Source organism: Pseudomonas sp. 1 (assembly GCF_056626735.1).
Genome location: NZ_JBWXMQ010000012.1, coordinates 72,336 through 89,266 on the forward strand (window position 1 = coordinate 72,336; position 16,931 = coordinate 89,266).

Here is a 16,931-nt window from a genome sequence, read left to right on the forward strand (position 1 = left end):
AGGCTCTGCTGTTGCAGGCCGAACGCGAATTGAGCGCCAGCCTCGATCAGCTCAGCACCTACGCCGGCGGCAACGCGACCTATCTAACGCCCCTGCTGGTTGCCTCTCAACATCTGGGCAAACTGTCGCTGGCCCGGGACAAGCTGGTCAGCAGCGGACGCAGTGAACTGGCCGCCGATGTCGAACGCGAACTCAGCAACATCCGCACCCAGGCCCAGACAATCGAGGCCCTGCCCTTGCTCGGCGTGGTCGCCAGCAGTGAGTCCGGCAGCGACGACTTCGCCGCGATGATGGGCATCGAAAGCACGGAAAAAGCCGCTGCCGAAGATGCCGGCGTCGGCCTCAAACGCGAACTCAACAGTTTGCTCGGCCGTTATCCGGCGGAGCTGGCGCGCACCCGCGATCAGATCCAGAAACGCACCGACCTGAGCACCGCGACCCACCAGAAAATCGCCGCCGTGCAGCAAGCCATCGCCGGTCTTGAACCGGTGGTGCGCGCCCAGCATGGGCAGATTCAGGGTGAAGTGCGCCTGATGCAAGGCGTGATGATTGGCCTGATTCTGCTGATCGCGCTGCTGATCGACACCCTGCAACGACGCCTGGCCCGCACCCTGACCAACCTCGCCCCGGCGCTGTCGACCTGGGCCGAAGGCGACTTCAGCCGCGACATTCATCTGGGCAAGACCAACCGCGAACTGCACGACATTGAAGCCTCGCTCAATCGCCTGCGTGCCTATCTGGTGGACCTGGTCGGGACCATTCGCGGCAATGCCGAGCAGGTGGCGGGCAGCAGTCGCACCCTCGCCGAGCTGAGTAATGACTTGCACAGCGGTGCCGAACATCAGGCCGGCGATACCGCGCTGATCCGTGATTCCCTCGGCGAACTGGAAGCGACCATCCAGCAAGTGGCCGGCGATGCACGCCAGGCTGCCGACGCCAGTCGCCATGCCGGGCTGGCCGTCGAACACGGGCAACAAGTGATCGGCCAGAGCCTCACCGGCCTGCACGCGCTGGTCGGCGAGGTGCAGGGCAATGCGCAGATGATCGAACACCTGGCCGAAGAGTCGGCCACCATCGGCGGCGTACTGACGGTGATCCGCTCGATTGCCGACCAGACCAACCTGCTGGCGCTCAACGCGGCAATCGAAGCCGCCCGCGCCGGGGAAATGGGTCGCGGATTTGCCGTAGTGGCCGAGGAAGTTCGCTCGCTGGCACAACGCACCGCCGGCGCCACGGCAGAAATCCAGACCCTGATCGCCGGCCTGCAAACCGCCGCAAGGCAATCGGTCGAGGGCATGCGCGCGCAGGTCGAACACGCCGAGGCCACGGCCAATCAGGCGCAATCGGCGGACGGTGCGCTGGACAAAATTGTCGGCGCAATCCAGACCATTTCCGACACCGCGATCCGCATCGCCGACATCACCGCACAACAGAGCGGCGCGGTCAGCGAGATTCGCGATCACAGCGAGCGGATTCACCAGTTGGGCGGGGACAATCTGCTGCGCATCGGCCAGGGCCGCGAGCAAGGCGAGAACCTGCTTTTGCTGGGCGGCCAGTTGCACACCGCCGTGCAAGCGTTCCGCGTGTGACACACAGCGCAGGGCCAAGTCCGCTATCATTCCCGCACCTTTGATTCGCGAGATTGTCATGCGCCGTCTGCTCTGCCTGCTGTTTTTCGTCTTCGCCCTGCCGGCCGGCGCCGCCGGTCTGTTTGACAGCAAACCCAGCGCCACACTGGGCTCGGTCAACAACAGTGCCGACTTCCTGCCGGTGCGCGAAGCCTTTCAACTGAGCCTGGTCGAGAGCACCCCGCAATCGGTCAAACTGCGCTTCGTCGCCAGCGAAGGCTATTACCTCTACCGCCATCGCTTCCAGTTTCGAGCCGAACCTGCCGAGGTGAAACTCGGTGCCGCACAGTTACCCCAGGGCGAACAGAAACACGACGAGTATTTCGGCGACGTCGAGGTCTACCACGGCATTCTCGACGTGGAACTGCCGCGCAATGACGCCCGGGCGTTCACACTGGCCGTCACCTATCAGGGCTGTGCCGACAAGGGTCTATGCTATCCGCCGGAAACCGAACGCCTGAGCATCGAAGGCAACGCATTGGCAAGTGGCGCGTCCACTCCGGTGACGGGTTGGGACTGGCGTGACCTGGCGCTGTTTTTCCTCGCGGGTCTGGGGCTGACCTTCACGCCTTGTGTATTGCCGATGCTGCCGATCCTGTCCGGCGTGGTGCTGCGAGGGCAGGTCGGCGGTTTGCGTGGTTTCAATCTTTCCCTCGCTTATGTGCTGCCGATGGCCGCCTGTTTTGCGCTGCTCGGGGCCTTGATGGGGCTGTTCGGCGCGCAATTGAATTTGCAGGCACGGCTGCAATCGGCGTGGGTGCTGGTGCCGTTCGCGATGTTCTTTGCGGTGTTCGCGCTGGCGATGTTCGGCGTGTTCGAGCTGAAACTGCCGCACTTCATCAGCAGCCGCCTCGACCGGATCGCCGGGCGCACCGAAGGCGGCTCGCTGTGGGGCGCGGCGGTGCTGGGTGTGGTGTCGAGTTTGCTGGTATCGCCGTGTGTTTCCGCCCCGCTGGCCGGCGCGCTGCTTTATATAAGCGCCAGTGGCGACGCGCTGGGCGGCGGCCTGAAGCTGTTCATGCTCGGCCTGGGGATGGGCGCGCCGTTGTTGCTGGTGGCCACTGGCGGCGCGGCGTGGCTGCCGAAAAGCGGGCCGTGGATGATGTACGTGAAAAACGGCATCGGCGTGTTGCTGCTCGGGTTGGCCATCGGTTTGCTCAGCCGGGTATTGCCGGGCCAGATCACGCTGCTGCTGATCGGCTTGCTGGCCGGTGGCGTCGGCCTGTTCCTCGGCGCTCTGGAATTCGTCTACAAACCGCCGCGCAAACGCCTCGGCCAGTTGCTGGGCATGTTCCTGCTGTTTTATGCGCTGGCCTGCTGGTACGGCGCGTTCAGCGGGCAGACCGACCCGTTGAATCCGATAGCCCCGGCGCGCCTTGCCGACAGCGGATTGTCGGCGCAAGACGGCGGTTCGTGGCAGACCGTCAGCACCCCGGCAGAACTGGACCGGGTGCTGCTCGAAGCGAAAACCGCCGGCACCCCGCTGCTGCTCGACTGGTACGCCGACTGGTGCATCAGCTGCAAAGTCATCGAACACGAAGTACTCAATGACGCCACGGTCGTGAATCGGCTCAAGGGCTATCGGCTGATTCGCTTCGACATCACCGCGAGCAATGCCGAACAGCGCACCCTGCTCGACCGCTACAGCCTGTTCGGCCCACCGGCGCTGATGTTCTTCGGCAAGGACGGGGTGGAACGTCGCGATGTGCGGGTGATCGGCGAGATCAACGCCAGCGACTTCGCCGAACGTGTTGCCAAAGCGAATGACCGGATTTAATCACTCAGTCACATATTTTGCGCAAACATCGGTCATCGTGCTGGCTATTGCAGAGAACTGGACAGTCACAAAGGCTTTGCGGCATAGTCGCCGGGTTCTGACGACGGCTCACCCATAACAAGGAACACGCAGATGGCGACGCTACTGGTGCTGCACGGCCCCAACCTGAACCTGCTCGGCACCCGGGAACCGGGGACCTACGGGTCGACCACCCTGGCGCAGATCAATCAGGACCTGGAACGCCGCGCCCGTGAAGCCGGCCATCATCTGCTGTATCTGCAAAGCAACGCCGAGTACGAATTGATCGACCGCATCCATGCCGCACGTGGCGAGGGTGTGGACTTCATTCTGATCAACCCGGCAGCATTTACACACACAAGTGTCGCATTACGTGACGCGCTGCTGGGAGTGAGCATCCCATTCATCGAAGTGCATTTGTCCAACGTGCACAAACGCGAACCTTTCCGCCATCACTCCTACTTCTCCGATGTAGCAGTAGGAGTGATCTGCGGCCTTGGCGCCAGCGGTTATCGACTGGCCCTGGAGGCTGCACTAGAGCAGCTTGAACAACAAGCTATACGCCCCTGACCGACCCTTGGGAGTTGATGATTCATGGATATCCGTAAAGTTAAGAAACTGATCGAATTGCTGGAAGAGTCCGGCATCGACGAGCTCGAGATCAAGGAAGGCGAAGAGTCCGTACGCATCAGCCGTCACAGCAAGACCCCGGCGCAGCAGTACTACGCACCGGCTCCGATGCAGGCTCCGGCCGCTGCACCTGCCGCCGCTGCCGCTCCGGTTGCTGCTGCAGCCGCTGCTCCAGCTGCCGCTGCTGCTCCAGCGCTGAACGGCACCGTTGCCCGTTCGCCGATGGTCGGCACCTTCTACCGCAAATCTTCGCCAACCTCGCCAGCCTTCGTTGAAGTCGGCCAGACCGTGAAGAAAGGCGACACCCTGTGCATCGTCGAAGCCATGAAGATGATGAACCACATCGAAGCTGAAACCAGCGGTGTGATCGAGTCCATCCTCGTCGAAGACGGCCAGCCGGTTGAGTACGACCAACCGCTGTTCACCATCGTTTGAACTGCGGAGAGCCTTTGATGACTGCGAAGTTGGAAAAAGTTCTGATCGCTAACCGCGGTGAGATCGCCCTGCGGATTCTGCGTGCCTGCAAAGAGATGGGCATCAAGACCGTCGCCGTTTACTCCAAGGCCGACAAAGAGCTGATGCACCTGGGTCTGGCAGACGAATCCGTCTGCATCGGCCCGGCTTCTGCCGCGCAATCCTACCTGCACATCCCGGCAATCATTGCGGCCGCTGAAGTGACCGGCGCTACCGCCATTCACCCAGGCTACGGTTTCCTCGCGGAAAACGCTGATTTCGCCGAGCAGGTCGAGAACTCCGGCTTCGCCTTCATCGGCCCGAAAGCCGAAACCATTCGCCTGATGGGCGACAAGGTATCGGCCAAGCACGCGATGATCGAAGCGGGCGTGCCAACCGTTCCAGGTTCCGACGGCCCGCTGCCGGAAGACGAGGAAACGGCGCTGCGCATCGGTCGTGAAGTCGGCTATCCGGTGATCATCAAGGCCGCCGGCGGCGGTGGTGGTCGCGGCATGCGCGTGGTGCACAAGGAAGAAGACCTGATCGCCTCGGCGAAACTGACCCGCTCCGAAGCGGGCGCAGCGTTCGGCAACCCGATGGTCTATCTGGAAAAATTCCTGACCAACCCGCGTCACGTCGAAGTGCAGGTTCTGTCCGACGGCCAGGGCAACGCCATCCATCTGGGCGACCGCGATTGCTCGCTGCAACGCCGTCACCAGAAGGTTCTTGAAGAAGCGCCGGCACCGGGCATCGACGAGAAGGCCCGTCAGGAAGTCTTCGCTCGCTGCGTCCAGGCGTGCATCGACATCGGCTACCGTGGCGCCGGCACCTTCGAGTTCCTGTACGAGAACGGTCGTTTCTACTTCATCGAAATGAACACCCGTGTTCAGGTGGAGCACCCGGTTTCGGAAATGGTCACCGGTGTCGACATCGTCAAGGAAATGCTCAGCATTGCCGCCGGCAACAAGCTGTCGATCCGCCAGGAAGATGTGGTCATCCGCGGCCACGCGCTGGAGTGCCGGATCAACGCCGAAGACCCACGCACCTTCATGCCGAGCCCGGGGACGGTCAAGCACTTCCACGCTCCAGGCGGCAACGGCGTTCGCGTCGATTCGCACCTGTACAGCGGTTATGCCGTTCCGCCGAACTACGACTCGCTGATCGGCAAACTGATCACTTACGGCGCGACCCGCGACGAAGCCATGGCCCGCATGCGCAATGCCCTGGACGAAATCGTGGTCGACGGGATCAAGACCAACATCCCGCTGCACCGTGATCTGACCCGTGACGAAGGCTTCTGCAAAGGAGGCGTGAATATTCACTACCTCGAGCACAAGCTGGCCAAACAGTCGTAAGGCTGAAGCGGCATGAAAAACCCGATCCCTGTGGATCGGGTTTTTTTATACCTGCAACAAAGCCATCAGACCATTACCGTGGAGAACGCGTGCTGCTCGACCATTGTGTCAGACGCCCGCTGGCCAGCATCATCGACCACCACTCCTGCTGCGTTTTCATGTAACGGTCTGCGCTTGAACCGCCTCGTAAAGTTTCGGGCGCGTATCGAGAGGCCGTCCGTGGCATAGGTCGATCTGGCGATAAGCGGGTTGTACAGCCCGCCAATCTGACCAGAGGAATGCTTGAACACTCTCGAGACTCCATTGTTCAGATTCAGCACCACGCCATAGCTGTTGCCCAGGCACGACGAGTATGACCAGTAATCCCAGGTCGGCTGCAGGCCCTGTTCGCGCAACACGCGCCTGACCGGACCGCCGATGTCAGCGCCCGCCGACAGCCAGTCGCCACCCACCAGCGTGGCGCGAATGTTCTGCGGTGTTCCCCCCAGACGCTCCAGCACCTGCGTGACACTTCGCTCGATCAACGGACGAATATTGTGATCAAAATGAATGACCGCCCCCGCTCTTGTCGTCGGGTTATACAGCGAGGCGATGACGCAACTCTGCGCATTCAGGGAAAACAGGTAGTTATCTTGCGATCCGGGATGGAAAGCCGCCACCACGGCCTCGCCCTGCAGCGCGCCGCGGTTCAGCACCGGCTCGACACCTCCAGGAAAAGCATCATTCAAATTGTTCACGCGCCCAAGGTCGCGCACGTTGCCACCTGCGAGTCCGACCCTGGCGCGTACCCACTTGCCGCCCGCAGCAAGACGTATCGGTTGCTGATAGATCGCGTTCGGGCGACGGGCATCGACCAGGCTCAGCCCACCGAAATGCGGATTTTCCCTGACCAGGAAATACTTGCCTTTGTTGCGAATGTAATAGGCCGGGTGCGGCTGTGCAGCGCTGGGCGGGCTGCGCCAGGTGCCGAAAAAGACGCCTTCTTCGCTCACCCTTTGCAAACCCTCGGGCTTCTTGCTGACGGCCTGCCTGGCATGGAAGCGTACTTCCCGGGTCGCCGGCAGCGCTTCCCTGCGCAGCGGAGCCACGGTATTCAGACGCTCTGACAACAACGAGACCGGCCTCATCGTGCTCTTCAGACTTCTGGCCGCGCTGCCCAGCCACTTGATCGCACTGCCAGCGCCGACCATAGCGAACAATGCTCCCCACGACGCCTCCAGCCAGTGGCCGAGAGCGCCATCGACGTCACCCTCCAGATGCGCAGCGACCGCCCGACCGGCGCTGACGGCAATGAACACTACATCAAGCAGCAAGGCAAACGGAGGGAACACCATGCAAAACGGTGCGGCTGCAAACATCAGCCCCTTGACCACTTGGCGTTCGATCATTTGCGCACGGCTGGTGGTGATGTCCTGCACATCCGTAACCGCGCGCTCGATGTACGCATTGAACTCACTGCGCGCGTCAATCAGGCGCTGCGCTTCGTACAGCGTATCGACCCGTTGTTTTTTTGCCGCAATCGCATACAGGGTGCGCGACACGACGCTGCGCGCGGCAACCGGCGTACGCGCCATCAAGTAGTCATGCAAAGCGCCTGCGATATCGCCGAACAGTGATTGATATGCACGCACCACAACGCCGTCGGGCGCGTCAGGCGTGTACAGCCACCAGGACGGCTCGGGGTCGAACGAGGTCAGAACATAAACCCCGAGCACGACGTGGTGGCGCACGGTGAACCTGAACACGCCGTCACTTTCGACCATGCTCGCGCCGGGAAAATGCGCACCCGGTGCTGGCACCTGGCTCAACAGAGAGACCTGACGGACCAGCGCCGAATACACCGCGTCGCTCAATCGCGCCTGACTTCTGGCCACGCGTAAATCACGGTCCATCTTTGACAGCAGTACGTTGCGATAGGCAAAGCGACGCGGTTCGTAGGCTGCATCACGCGGGTCGAGATATTTGCCACGGATCTCGCTGGCGTATTTTTCACCCAGCCCCGCCCGACGCAGAAACAGCGCCAGATCGGCGCTGCGCACCAGGCTCAGATCCTGGCCAACCGACGATCGCACGCCTTTTTTCGGATGTTCGATGCCGGAGTTGTCATCGTAGCCGTGAATGGCCAGGTCGAGCAGCGTGGCCACCTGCTGCTTCCTGCGGTCGGCGACGCCAGGGTTGTAATCGATCAACACGGTGGCCGGATCGACCGGTTCCAGCACGTTCTTGCTGCGCATGTAGGGCGTGATCGCTGCGGCAACCGTGCGCTTGGCGAAATCAACAAAAACCTCGAAACCGCCGAGCAGCTCGTTGAAAACCTGCTGATGAACGATCAGTTCCTGATTCAGACTGCTGATGTGCCGGCGGGCCTCGAGCCCCAGCGTCGTGTACCAGCGCAGCGAGTTGTCCTGCTCGACCCGCTGCAGGTTGTTTGCCAGACCCATTTTTGCAGCGGCTTCGACGCATTCGGCAAACGGCAGAGGCGCTCGTCGAAGGTCACTCTGCATGCCCCAGAGAGCGGGGCTGGCCGCCGCGGCCAAAAGATAATCCCGTGCAGCGTGATGTACCGTCGGCGAAAGTTGCTGCAACAGATACTCACGACCGGATTCGCTCTGTGTCCAGCTCCACACTTCACCGGTCAACGCCGCAATCGACGGCAACCGAACCCACTCCTGACCGTCCGGTTTGTTGGGCGCGTACAGCACCAGGTGATTCACCACTTGCTCGGTTTCTGCCTGGTAGAACACCAGAAGATCGGCGCATTGCATGCCGTTGGGCAGTGTCAGTGCGGCCACTTGCAACGGTTTGTTGATAGCGTGTCCAGACCACATCTGCTCCAGACGCTCATGGTCGGAATCCGACAGATGAGCTGCGCAGCGCGCGACGAATGCGCTCTGCCGAAGCCGTGCGGCGAACCAATCGATGAGCGCCTTTTGTACTTCTGTGCGCTCATATTGCACGGCGAGAACTCGCAGGTAGTCTGCCGGGTAATCCTGCATCGCCAGCATATCGGCAACGAATGTCGGCTTCAGTGACTGATTGCGCAATGGCGCAGGACTGCTGATCTCCAGTACCGCTGCGAAGTCCTGCCCGATCGGCCCGCAGGCCAGCAGATCACTGAGGCTGCGATTGCGGGTCGGCTCACCGACCGCCGAGCGCCATTTGAGCCGCACGTCGATCCGGTCTGGTTCAACCGTCATGTCGAGCTTGAGCTGAATGTATTCGATGGCCTGCTGGCGGGCAAAGTCGCGCAACGAGCCGTAGCCCAGCAGCAGGTCATCGAGTGCTGACTGGGCCAGTGAGGTCTGCTCCTGATAATCGCGCAACAGGGCGCGTTCCGGCTCCTTCAGCGCCTTCATCCATGACGGCAGTTGCGCGAAGGAATGCGCCTCGAGAATCTTTTTCTCTGCACCGGTTGCCAGGGCGGTCAACCGGTACCGACGCGTGCTCCGGGCCTGAACCCGGTCGATTTTGCTGCGCAATCGATCCAGTGTCAGGCCCGCCAGTCGATCACGGTGCAACAGCAACTCGATGTCCTTGATATAGCGCCGCAGCTTGCGTTTGACCAGACGATCAAACAGCGCTTCCTGCCCTTTTGTCGCCCAATGTTCTCGCAGGTATTTTTTGTACTGGTCAAGGAAATGCAGCGAAACGCTATCCACCGTCCGGATAACATGCTCATGACGGCTGGACGGCAAACCAGGGTCGGCGCCCCCCGGCCAGCGAAATGGCGCGTCCTGGAGCGCCAGGAACATGACTGGCCGGCCGTCGATAAGCTTTTGCAGAATGGCGTCAAGCAGGGCAATCACAAAACCCGGGGCGAAATGGCCGTCCGGGTAATGCCTGCGCAGTTCAGTCAATGCGAAATGCTCCAGTGCCTCGAGCAACGTCATCTGGCTGTTCAAGCGCTTGTCGATCATCACCTGCCAGCGCGTGATACGCAGCAGGATCTCCTGCACCGACCCCGCAGACGCAGCGGCTACCGGTAGTTCTTCTACAATCCCTTGTTGATCCGCCATGTCGCCCAGCCTTTTGTTGCATAGAGATGAGCCCTGACTCTATTTGCCGACAACAGTGCTCAGGCCATACATAGGTATATCGCGGCCGCGAATGTGTAACAGCCAAGCGGTGTGTCCACTTTGCCGGCGACCTGGCGTAAACTGCGCGCTTTTGCAGCTTCGGGCTGCCCCACAGATTTTCAAAGGTGCCCGCCATGCCTTGGCTGCAAGTCCGTCTCGCCATCACCCCGGAACAAGCCGAAACCTACGAGGACGCATTCCTCGAAGTCGGCGCCGTGTCGGTGACCTTCATGGACGCCGAAGATCAGCCGATCTTCGAACCGGAACTCAACACCACGCCGCTGTGGTCGCACACCCACTTGCTGGCGCTGTTCGAAGGCGGTACCGAACCGGAACCGGTGCTGGCCCATCTGGAACTGCTGACCGGCAGCCCGCTGCCCGAGCATCACAGCGAAGTGATCGAAGACCAGGACTGGGAACGCAGCTGGATGGATGGTTTTCAGCCAATGCGTTTCGGTCAGCGCCTGTGGATCGTGCCGAGCTGGCACGCCGCACCGGAGCCGGACGCGGTCAACCTGCTGCTGGATCCGGGCCTGGCGTTCGGTACCGGTACTCACCCGACCACCGCTCTGTGCCTGGAATGGCTGGACGGCCAGGACCTGAAAGACTGCAACGTGCTGGATTTCGGCTGCGGCTCGGGGATTCTGGCGATTGCCGCCCTGCTGCTCGGCGCCAAAGAAGCCGTGGGCACCGACATCGACGTGCAGGCGCTGGAAGCGTCCCGCGACAACGCCGGGCGCAACAACATCGCTGACGAACTGTTTGCGCTGTACCTGCCGGAAGACCTGCCGCAGGTCAAAGCCGACGTACTGGTGGCCAACATTCTCGCCGGTCCGCTGGTTTCCCTGGCACCGCAACTGTCCGGCCTGGTCAAATCCGGCGGGCGCCTGGCACTGTCCGGGATCCTCGCCGAACAAGGTGACGAAGTCGCCGCTGCCTACGCGCAAGACTTCGATCTCGACCCGATCGCCAATCGTGATGGCTGGGTGCGCATCACCGGCCGTCGGCGCTAGAATGACCGCCTGCTCAATCCGGACCGCCGCATGACCGACAGCTTCGTCACCCAGTGCCCGCATTGCCAAACCAGTTTCCGCGTCAGCCATGCTCAGTTGAGCGTGGCCCGCGGGGTGGTTCGCTGCGGCTCCTGCCTGCAAGTGTTCAATGCCGCCAAGCAATTGCTGGAGCAACATGCAGGCAAGGAAGCGGTCACGCCGGTCACGCCGGTGGCGCCGTTAATCAGCGAGCCGGCGCCTGTCGAGCCACCGGCCATCGTCGAAACGCCCGAACCGCGCGCCATCAGCCAGAAGCAATGGAGTGCCGCCGAACTGGATCTGGACAGCCTGGATCTGGACGAAGAACTGGCTCGCCTTGAACAGCGGGAAATCCAGCCGACCACCGAGTTCGGCCGCCCGCGTGAAGACGCCCTGAGTGCCCGCCGCGACAGCCACGAACCGGAAGATACGACGTGGCCGGACAGCCTGTTCAGCGAACCGGCGGATGAGCGCGCAGCAGACGTCGAAGAGGCACCCGAAGCTGTCGAGGCCGAGCCGGTCAGACCGGAGCGCACCGAGCCTTCGCTGTCGCTGGAGCCGGTGGATCTCGATGACGAACCGCCGATTCCGCAACTGCGCCTGCACGACCCGATCGACCCGAATGCCCGCCGCGAGCGCCTGTCGGCCAGCGACGACATCGACGACGAACTGGCACTGATCGAACCTGCGCGCAAAAAACGCGAACGCGTCGAATCCAGTGTTCGCGCCGAAGCCTTGCAGGATCTGACCGACGACCCGCTGCAACTGGACTGGCAGAAACGCCGCTCGCCCTGGGGCCGTCGCCTGCTCTGGCTGCTGCTGATCGTGCTGGCCGCCGCCGGGCTGGGCGGACAGTACATCGCCTATCACTTCGATGAACTGGCCCGCCAGGATCAGTACCGGCCTTGGTTCCAGCAAATATGCCCGCAAATTGGCTGCACGGTGCCGTCCAAGGTGGACATCGCCAAGATCAAGAGCAGCAACCTGGTGGTGCGCAGCCACCCGGAATTCAGCGGTGCGCTGGTGGTGGACGCGATCATTTACAACCGCGCGCCGTTCTCGCAGCCGTTTCCGCTGCTGGAGTTGCGCTTCGCCGACCTCAACGGGCACCTGATCGCCAGTCGTCGCTTCAAACCCGGCGAATACCTCAACGGCGACCTTGAAGGCATGGCGGAAATGCCGCCGCAGACGCCGATCCACATCGCTCTGGACATCCTCGATCCAGGCCCCAAAGCGGTGAACTACAGCCTGAGTTTCCACTCACCCGAGTGAAACGCTTCACCGTTCCCGGATTGACGGCAGTTTTCTGACTGCGCCGCGCATGACCAAACCGGCGGTAATAACAGAATAACTGTTCAGATTTTGTTCAATTCAGCCTTTATCCAGTCATCGAGAGCGGGTATCATGCCAACCCTTTTTCGAACTCTCATGATCCGGCCCCACTTCAGGGAAGTCCTATGTCGGCGGTACGCATCGGCCCATATACATTGCAGAACGGCTTGATCCTCGCCCCGATGGCGGGTGTCACCGACCAGCCCTTTCGTCAGCTGTGCAAGCGTTTGGGCGCAGGGCTTGTAGTCTCGGAAATGGTCACCAGTGACATGAGCCTGTGGAACACCCGCAAGTCGCGCATGCGCATGATCCACGAAGGTGATCCCGAGCCACGCTCGGTGCAGATCGCCGGTGGCGATGCGCAGATGCTGGCGGATGCGGCCCGGGCCAACGTCGAGCTGGGCGCACAGATTATTGATATCAACATGGGTTGCCCGGCGAAGAAGGTCTGCAACAAGGCCGCCGGCTCCGCGCTGTTGAAGGATGAGGCACTGGTTACCGAAATCCTGCATGCCGTTGTGGCAGCAGTTGATGTACCGGTGACCCTGAAGATCCGCACCGGATGGGATCGCGACAACAAGAACGGCCTGACCGTGGCGAAGATCGCCGAGCAGGCCGGGATCACGGCACTGGCGGTGCATGGCCGCACCCGCGCCGACCTGTACACCGGTGAAGCCGAGTACGACACCATTGCCGCGATCAAGCAGGCGGTGTCGATTCCGGTCTTTGCCAACGGCGACATCGTATCGCCGGAAAAGGCCCGCTACGTGCTCGACGCGACCGGTGCCGATGGCCTGTTGATCGGCCGGGCTGCCCAGGGGCGGCCATGGATTTTTCGCGAGATCGAACACTTCCTGCGTACCGGCGAAAAACTGCCGGCGCCGGAGCTGATTGAGGTGGAACGCATTCTGCTTGAGCATCTGGCCGCCCTTCACGCCTTCTATGGGGACGTGATGGGTGTGCGAATTGCCCGCAAGCATGTGGGCTGGTATCTCGCAACCTTGCCGGGCGCCAGGGAGTTTCGCGCCCACTTCAATCGTTTGGATGGTACGGAAACACAATGCGCCAACGTTCGGGAGTTCTTCGCCGAACGTTACAAGAGCCTGGCAGGGGACGGAGAAGGGGTGGCCGCATGACGATGATGACCGAGACTTTAGTGAGTGGAACAACACCCGTGAGCGACAACGTGAATTTGAAACAGCACCTCAATACCCCGAGCGAAGAAGGCCAGACCCTTCGCGGGAGTGTCGAGAAGGCGCTGCACAATTATTTCGCCCACCTTGAGGGCGCGTCCGTCACGGATGTGTACAACCTGGTGCTCTCCGAAGTCGAGGCTCCCCTGCTCGAAAGCGTGATGAACTACGTCAAGGGCAACCAGACCAAGGCCAGCGAGCTGCTCGGACTGAACCGCGGCACGCTGCGCAAGAAACTCAAGCAGTACGATCTGCTGTAAGCATTCAATCAAACCTGAAAGGCGCCCGCGTAAAACCGGCCGCCTTTTTTGCTGACTTCCCTTGCTTTTGATGGAAATTGAGATGACCGACCAGACTACCCGCCTGCCGATCCGCCGCGCCTTGATCAGTGTTTCCGACAAGACCGGGATCCTCGAATTCGCCAGGGAGCTGGAAGCCCTGGGTGTGGAAATCCTTTCCACCGGCGGGACCTTCAAACTGCTGCAGGACAACGGCGTGGCCGCAGTGGAAGTCGCGGATTACACCGGTTTCGCAGAGATGATGGACGGTCGGGTGAAAACCCTGCACCCGAAAATCCACGGCGGGATCCTCGGTCGTCGCGGTATCGACGACGCGATCATGAACGAGCACGGCATCAAGCCGATCGACCTGGTAGCCGTCAACCTGTACCCGTTCGAAGCCACCATCAGCAAGCCAGGCTGCGACCTGCCGACCGCCATCGAGAACATCGACATCGGCGGCCCGACCATGGTCCGTTCGGCGGCGAAAAATCATAAAGACGTGGCCATCGTGGTGAATGCCAGCGACTACGCCAACGTCCTGGAAAACCTCAAGGCCGGTGGCCTGACCTACGCCCAGCGTTTCGACCTGATGCTCAAGGCGTTCGAACACACCGCCGCCTACGACGGCATGATCGCCAACTACATGGGCACCGTGAACCAGGCTGCCGACACCCTGAGCACCGAAGACCGCAGCGAATTCCCGCGCACCTTCAACAGCCAGTTCATCAAGGCCCAGGAAATGCGCTACGGCGAGAACCCGCACCAGAGCGCGGCGTTCTACGTTGAGGCCAAGCCTGCCGAAGTCGGCATTGCCACCGCCACCCAACTGCAAGGCAAAGAACTGTCGTACAACAACGTGGCCGACACCGATGCCGCGCTGGAATGCGTGAAGAGCTTCGTCAAACCGGCCTGCGTGATCGTCAAGCACGCCAACCCGTGCGGCGTGGCCGTGAGCCCGGACGCCGAAGGCGGTATCCGTCAGGCCTACGAACTGGCCTACGCCACTGACACCGAATCGGCGTTCGGCGGCATCATCGCCTTCAACCGCGAACTGGATGCCGAGACCGCCAAGGCAATCGTCGAGCGTCAGTTCGTTGAAGTGATCATCGCCCCGAGCGTCAGCGAAGAAGCCCGCGCCATCGTCGCCGCCAAGGCCAACGTGCGTCTGCTGGCCTGCGGCCAGTGGTCGGCCGATCGCGTTCCGGCCTGGGACTACAAGCGCGTCAACGGCGGCCTGCTGGTACAGAGCCGCGACATCGGCATGATCGGCGCCGACGACCTGAAAGTGGTGACCAAGCGCGCCCCGACCGAGCAGGAAATCAACGACCTGATCTTCGCCTGGAAAGTGGCCAAGTTCGTCAAATCCAACGCCATCGTCTACGCCAAGAACCGTCAGACCATCGGGGTCGGCGCTGGCCAGATGAGCCGCGTGAACTCGGCACGTATCGCTGCGATCAAGGCTGAGCACGCCGGTCTGCAAGTGGCCGGTTCGGTGATGGCATCCGATGCGTTCTTCCCGTTCCGCGACGGCCTGGACAATGCGGCCAAGGTCGGTATCACGGCGGTGATCCAGCCGGGTGGTTCGATGCGTGATGCTGAAGTGATTGCCGCTGCTGATGAAGCCGGCATCGCGATGGTGTTCACGGGCATGCGCCACTTCCGCCACTAAGTACACGATCCACTGTGGGAGCGAGCTTGCTCGCGAAGACGGCGGCACATTCAATTCAGATGTGACTGAAAATCCGCTTTCGCGAGCAAGCTCGCTCCCACAGAAAAGCGCCCCAGCGGCGCTCAACAGAATTAGCGTCATCCGAGGTTTTTGAAATGAATGTTTTGATCATTGGCAGCGGTGGCCGCGAACACGCACTGGCCTGGAAAGTGGCTCAGGATCCGCGAGTGCAGAAAGTTTTCGTCGCGCCGGGCAACGCCGGCACCGCGATTGAAGCCAAGTGCGAAAACGTCGCGATCGACGTGCTGGCCCTTGAGCAGCTTGCTGACTTTGCCGAGAAAAACGTTTCCCTGACCATCGTCGGTCCGGAAGTGCCGCTGGTGGCCGGCGTCGTCGACCTGTTCCGCTCTCGTGGCCTGGACTGCTTCGGTCCGACCGCCGGTGCCGCGCAGCTGGAAGGCTCCAAAGCCTTCACCAAGGACTTCCTCGCGCGCCACAAAATCCCGACCGCCGACTACCAGAACTTCACCGAGATCGAGCCGGCCCTGGCTTATCTGCGTGAAAAAGGCGCACCGATCGTGATCAAGGCCGACGGCCTGGCCGCCGGTAAAGGCGTGATCGTTGCCATGACCCTGGCCGAAGCCGAAGACGCCGTGCGTGACATGCTCGCCGGCAACTCCTTTGGCGATGCCGGCTCGCGTGTCGTCATCGAAGAATTCCTCGACGGCGAAGAAGCCAGTTTCATCGTCATGGTCGACGGCAAGAACGTCCTGCCGATGGCCACCAGCCAGGACCACAAACGCGTCGGCGACGGCGACAGCGGCCCGAACACCGGCGGCATGGGTGCCTACTCCCCTGCTCCGGTGGTTACCGCCGACGTGCACCAGCGCGTGATGGACCAGGTGATCTGGCCAACCGTGCGCGGCATGGCCGATGAAGGCAACGTCTACACCGGTTTCCTGTACGCCGGTCTGATGATCGACAAGGCCGGCAATCCGAAGGTCATCGAGTTCAACTGCCGCTTCGGCGACCCGGAAACCCAACCGGTGATGCTGCGTCTGCAATCGAGCCTGGTGCTGCTGGTCGAAGCGGCACTGGCTCAGGCGCTGGACAAGGTTGAAGCGCAGTGGGATCCACGTCCGAGCGTCGGCATCGTGCTGGCCGCCGGCGGTTACCCGGGCGACTACGCCAAGGGCGCACCGATCAACGGTCTGGACGCAGCCGCCGCACTGGAAGGCAAGGTCTTCCACGCCGGTACCGCGCTCAAGGACGGCAACGTGGTGACGGCCGGTGGGCGGGTGCTGTGCGCCACCGCCATGGGCGCCAGCGTCGGTGCCGCCCAGGAGCAGGCCTACAAACTGGCCAAGGCCATCGACTGGGAAGGCTGCTTCTACCGCACCGACATTGGCTACCGCGCCATTGCCCGTGAACGCGGCGAATCCCGGTAATAAGCTACGCTGTGTTTCCGGCAGGGGCTCAACGCCCCTG

Annotated in this window: 12 protein-coding genes; 11 read left to right on the forward strand and 1 reads right to left on the reverse strand. The window is 61.8% G+C overall.

All coding sequences use genetic code 11. The features are described 5' to 3' along the window. Window positions 1–545: 545 nt before the first annotated feature. The 5 genes from AC1MDC_RS18855 (at window position 546) to accC (ending at window position 5,861) form a co-directional block, all read left to right on the forward strand. Complete coding sequence (locus AC1MDC_RS18855; RefSeq protein ID WP_371857702.1) at window positions 546–1,589, forward strand: methyl-accepting chemotaxis protein; 1,044 nt, start codon at window positions 546–548, stop codon at window positions 1,587–1,589. A 58-nt stretch (window positions 1,590–1,647) separates the two neighbouring features. Further along, a complete protein-coding gene (locus AC1MDC_RS18860) occupies window positions 1,648–3,405 on the forward strand; it encodes a protein-disulfide reductase DsbD (RefSeq protein WP_085703456.1) in 1,758 nt (585 codons plus the stop codon). Window positions 3,406–3,537: 132 nt separating this feature from the next. Further along, window positions 3,538–3,993: a type II 3-dehydroquinate dehydratase gene (aroQ, locus tag AC1MDC_RS18865; RefSeq protein WP_007951022.1), complete on the forward strand. Its 456-nt coding sequence runs from the start codon at window positions 3,538–3,540 to the stop codon at window positions 3,991–3,993. 24 nt (window positions 3,994–4,017) lie between these two features. Beyond that, the gene (gene accB, locus AC1MDC_RS18870; protein ID WP_085700980.1) at window positions 4,018–4,488 is read left to right on the forward strand and encodes an acetyl-CoA carboxylase biotin carboxyl carrier protein; all 471 of its coding nucleotides are present in this window, start codon (window positions 4,018–4,020) and stop codon (window positions 4,486–4,488) included. Between the two features lie 17 nt (window positions 4,489–4,505). Continuing rightward, entirely contained in the window at window positions 4,506–5,861 is a 1,356-nt protein-coding gene (gene accC / locus AC1MDC_RS18875) for an acetyl-CoA carboxylase biotin carboxylase subunit (RefSeq protein ID WP_085700981.1), read from the forward strand. A 65-nt stretch (window positions 5,862–5,926) separates the two neighbouring features. Here the strand turns inward: accC and AC1MDC_RS18880 are convergent, their stop codons facing one another. Beyond that, the gene (locus AC1MDC_RS18880) at window positions 5,927–9,877 is read right to left on the reverse strand and encodes a type III effector 1 (protein WP_480393485.1); all 3,951 of its coding nucleotides are present in this window, start codon (window positions 9,875–9,877) and stop codon (window positions 5,927–5,929) included. A 194-nt stretch (window positions 9,878–10,071) separates the two neighbouring features. On the opposite strand from AC1MDC_RS18880, the gene prmA reads away from it, so the two are divergent. The 6 genes from prmA (at window position 10,072) to purD (ending at window position 16,891) form a co-directional block, all read left to right on the forward strand. Next, window positions 10,072–10,950 carry a 50S ribosomal protein L11 methyltransferase gene (gene prmA, locus AC1MDC_RS18885; protein ID WP_085700983.1) on the forward strand — a complete coding sequence of 293 codons (879 nt, stop codon included), beginning with the start codon at window positions 10,072–10,074 and terminating at the stop codon, window positions 10,948–10,950. Window positions 10,951–10,980: 30 nt separating this feature from the next. Then, window positions 10,981–12,240: a DUF3426 domain-containing protein gene (locus AC1MDC_RS18890; RefSeq protein ID WP_480393486.1), complete on the forward strand. Its 1,260-nt coding sequence runs from the start codon at window positions 10,981–10,983 to the stop codon at window positions 12,238–12,240. Window positions 12,241–12,425: 185 nt separating this feature from the next. Further along, window positions 12,426–13,436, forward strand: a complete 1,011-nt coding sequence (gene dusB / locus AC1MDC_RS18895) for a tRNA dihydrouridine synthase DusB (RefSeq protein ID WP_085700985.1) — start codon at window positions 12,426–12,428, stop codon at window positions 13,434–13,436. After that, window positions 13,433–13,753: a DNA-binding transcriptional regulator Fis gene (fis, locus tag AC1MDC_RS18900; RefSeq protein WP_002555375.1), complete on the forward strand. Its 321-nt coding sequence runs from the start codon at window positions 13,433–13,435 to the stop codon at window positions 13,751–13,753. The genes dusB and fis overlap by 4 nt, the downstream gene beginning before the upstream one ends. Before the next feature lie 82 nt (window positions 13,754–13,835). Next, window positions 13,836–15,443 carry a bifunctional phosphoribosylaminoimidazolecarboxamide formyltransferase/IMP cyclohydrolase gene (purH, locus tag AC1MDC_RS18905; protein ID WP_085703452.1) on the forward strand — a complete coding sequence of 536 codons (1,608 nt, stop codon included), beginning with the start codon at window positions 13,836–13,838 and terminating at the stop codon, window positions 15,441–15,443. A gap of 155 nt (window positions 15,444–15,598) precedes the next feature. Continuing rightward, window positions 15,599–16,891, forward strand: a complete 1,293-nt coding sequence (gene purD / locus AC1MDC_RS18910; RefSeq protein WP_085700987.1) for a phosphoribosylamine--glycine ligase — start codon at window positions 15,599–15,601, stop codon at window positions 16,889–16,891. Window positions 16,892–16,931: the final 40 nt, after the last annotated feature.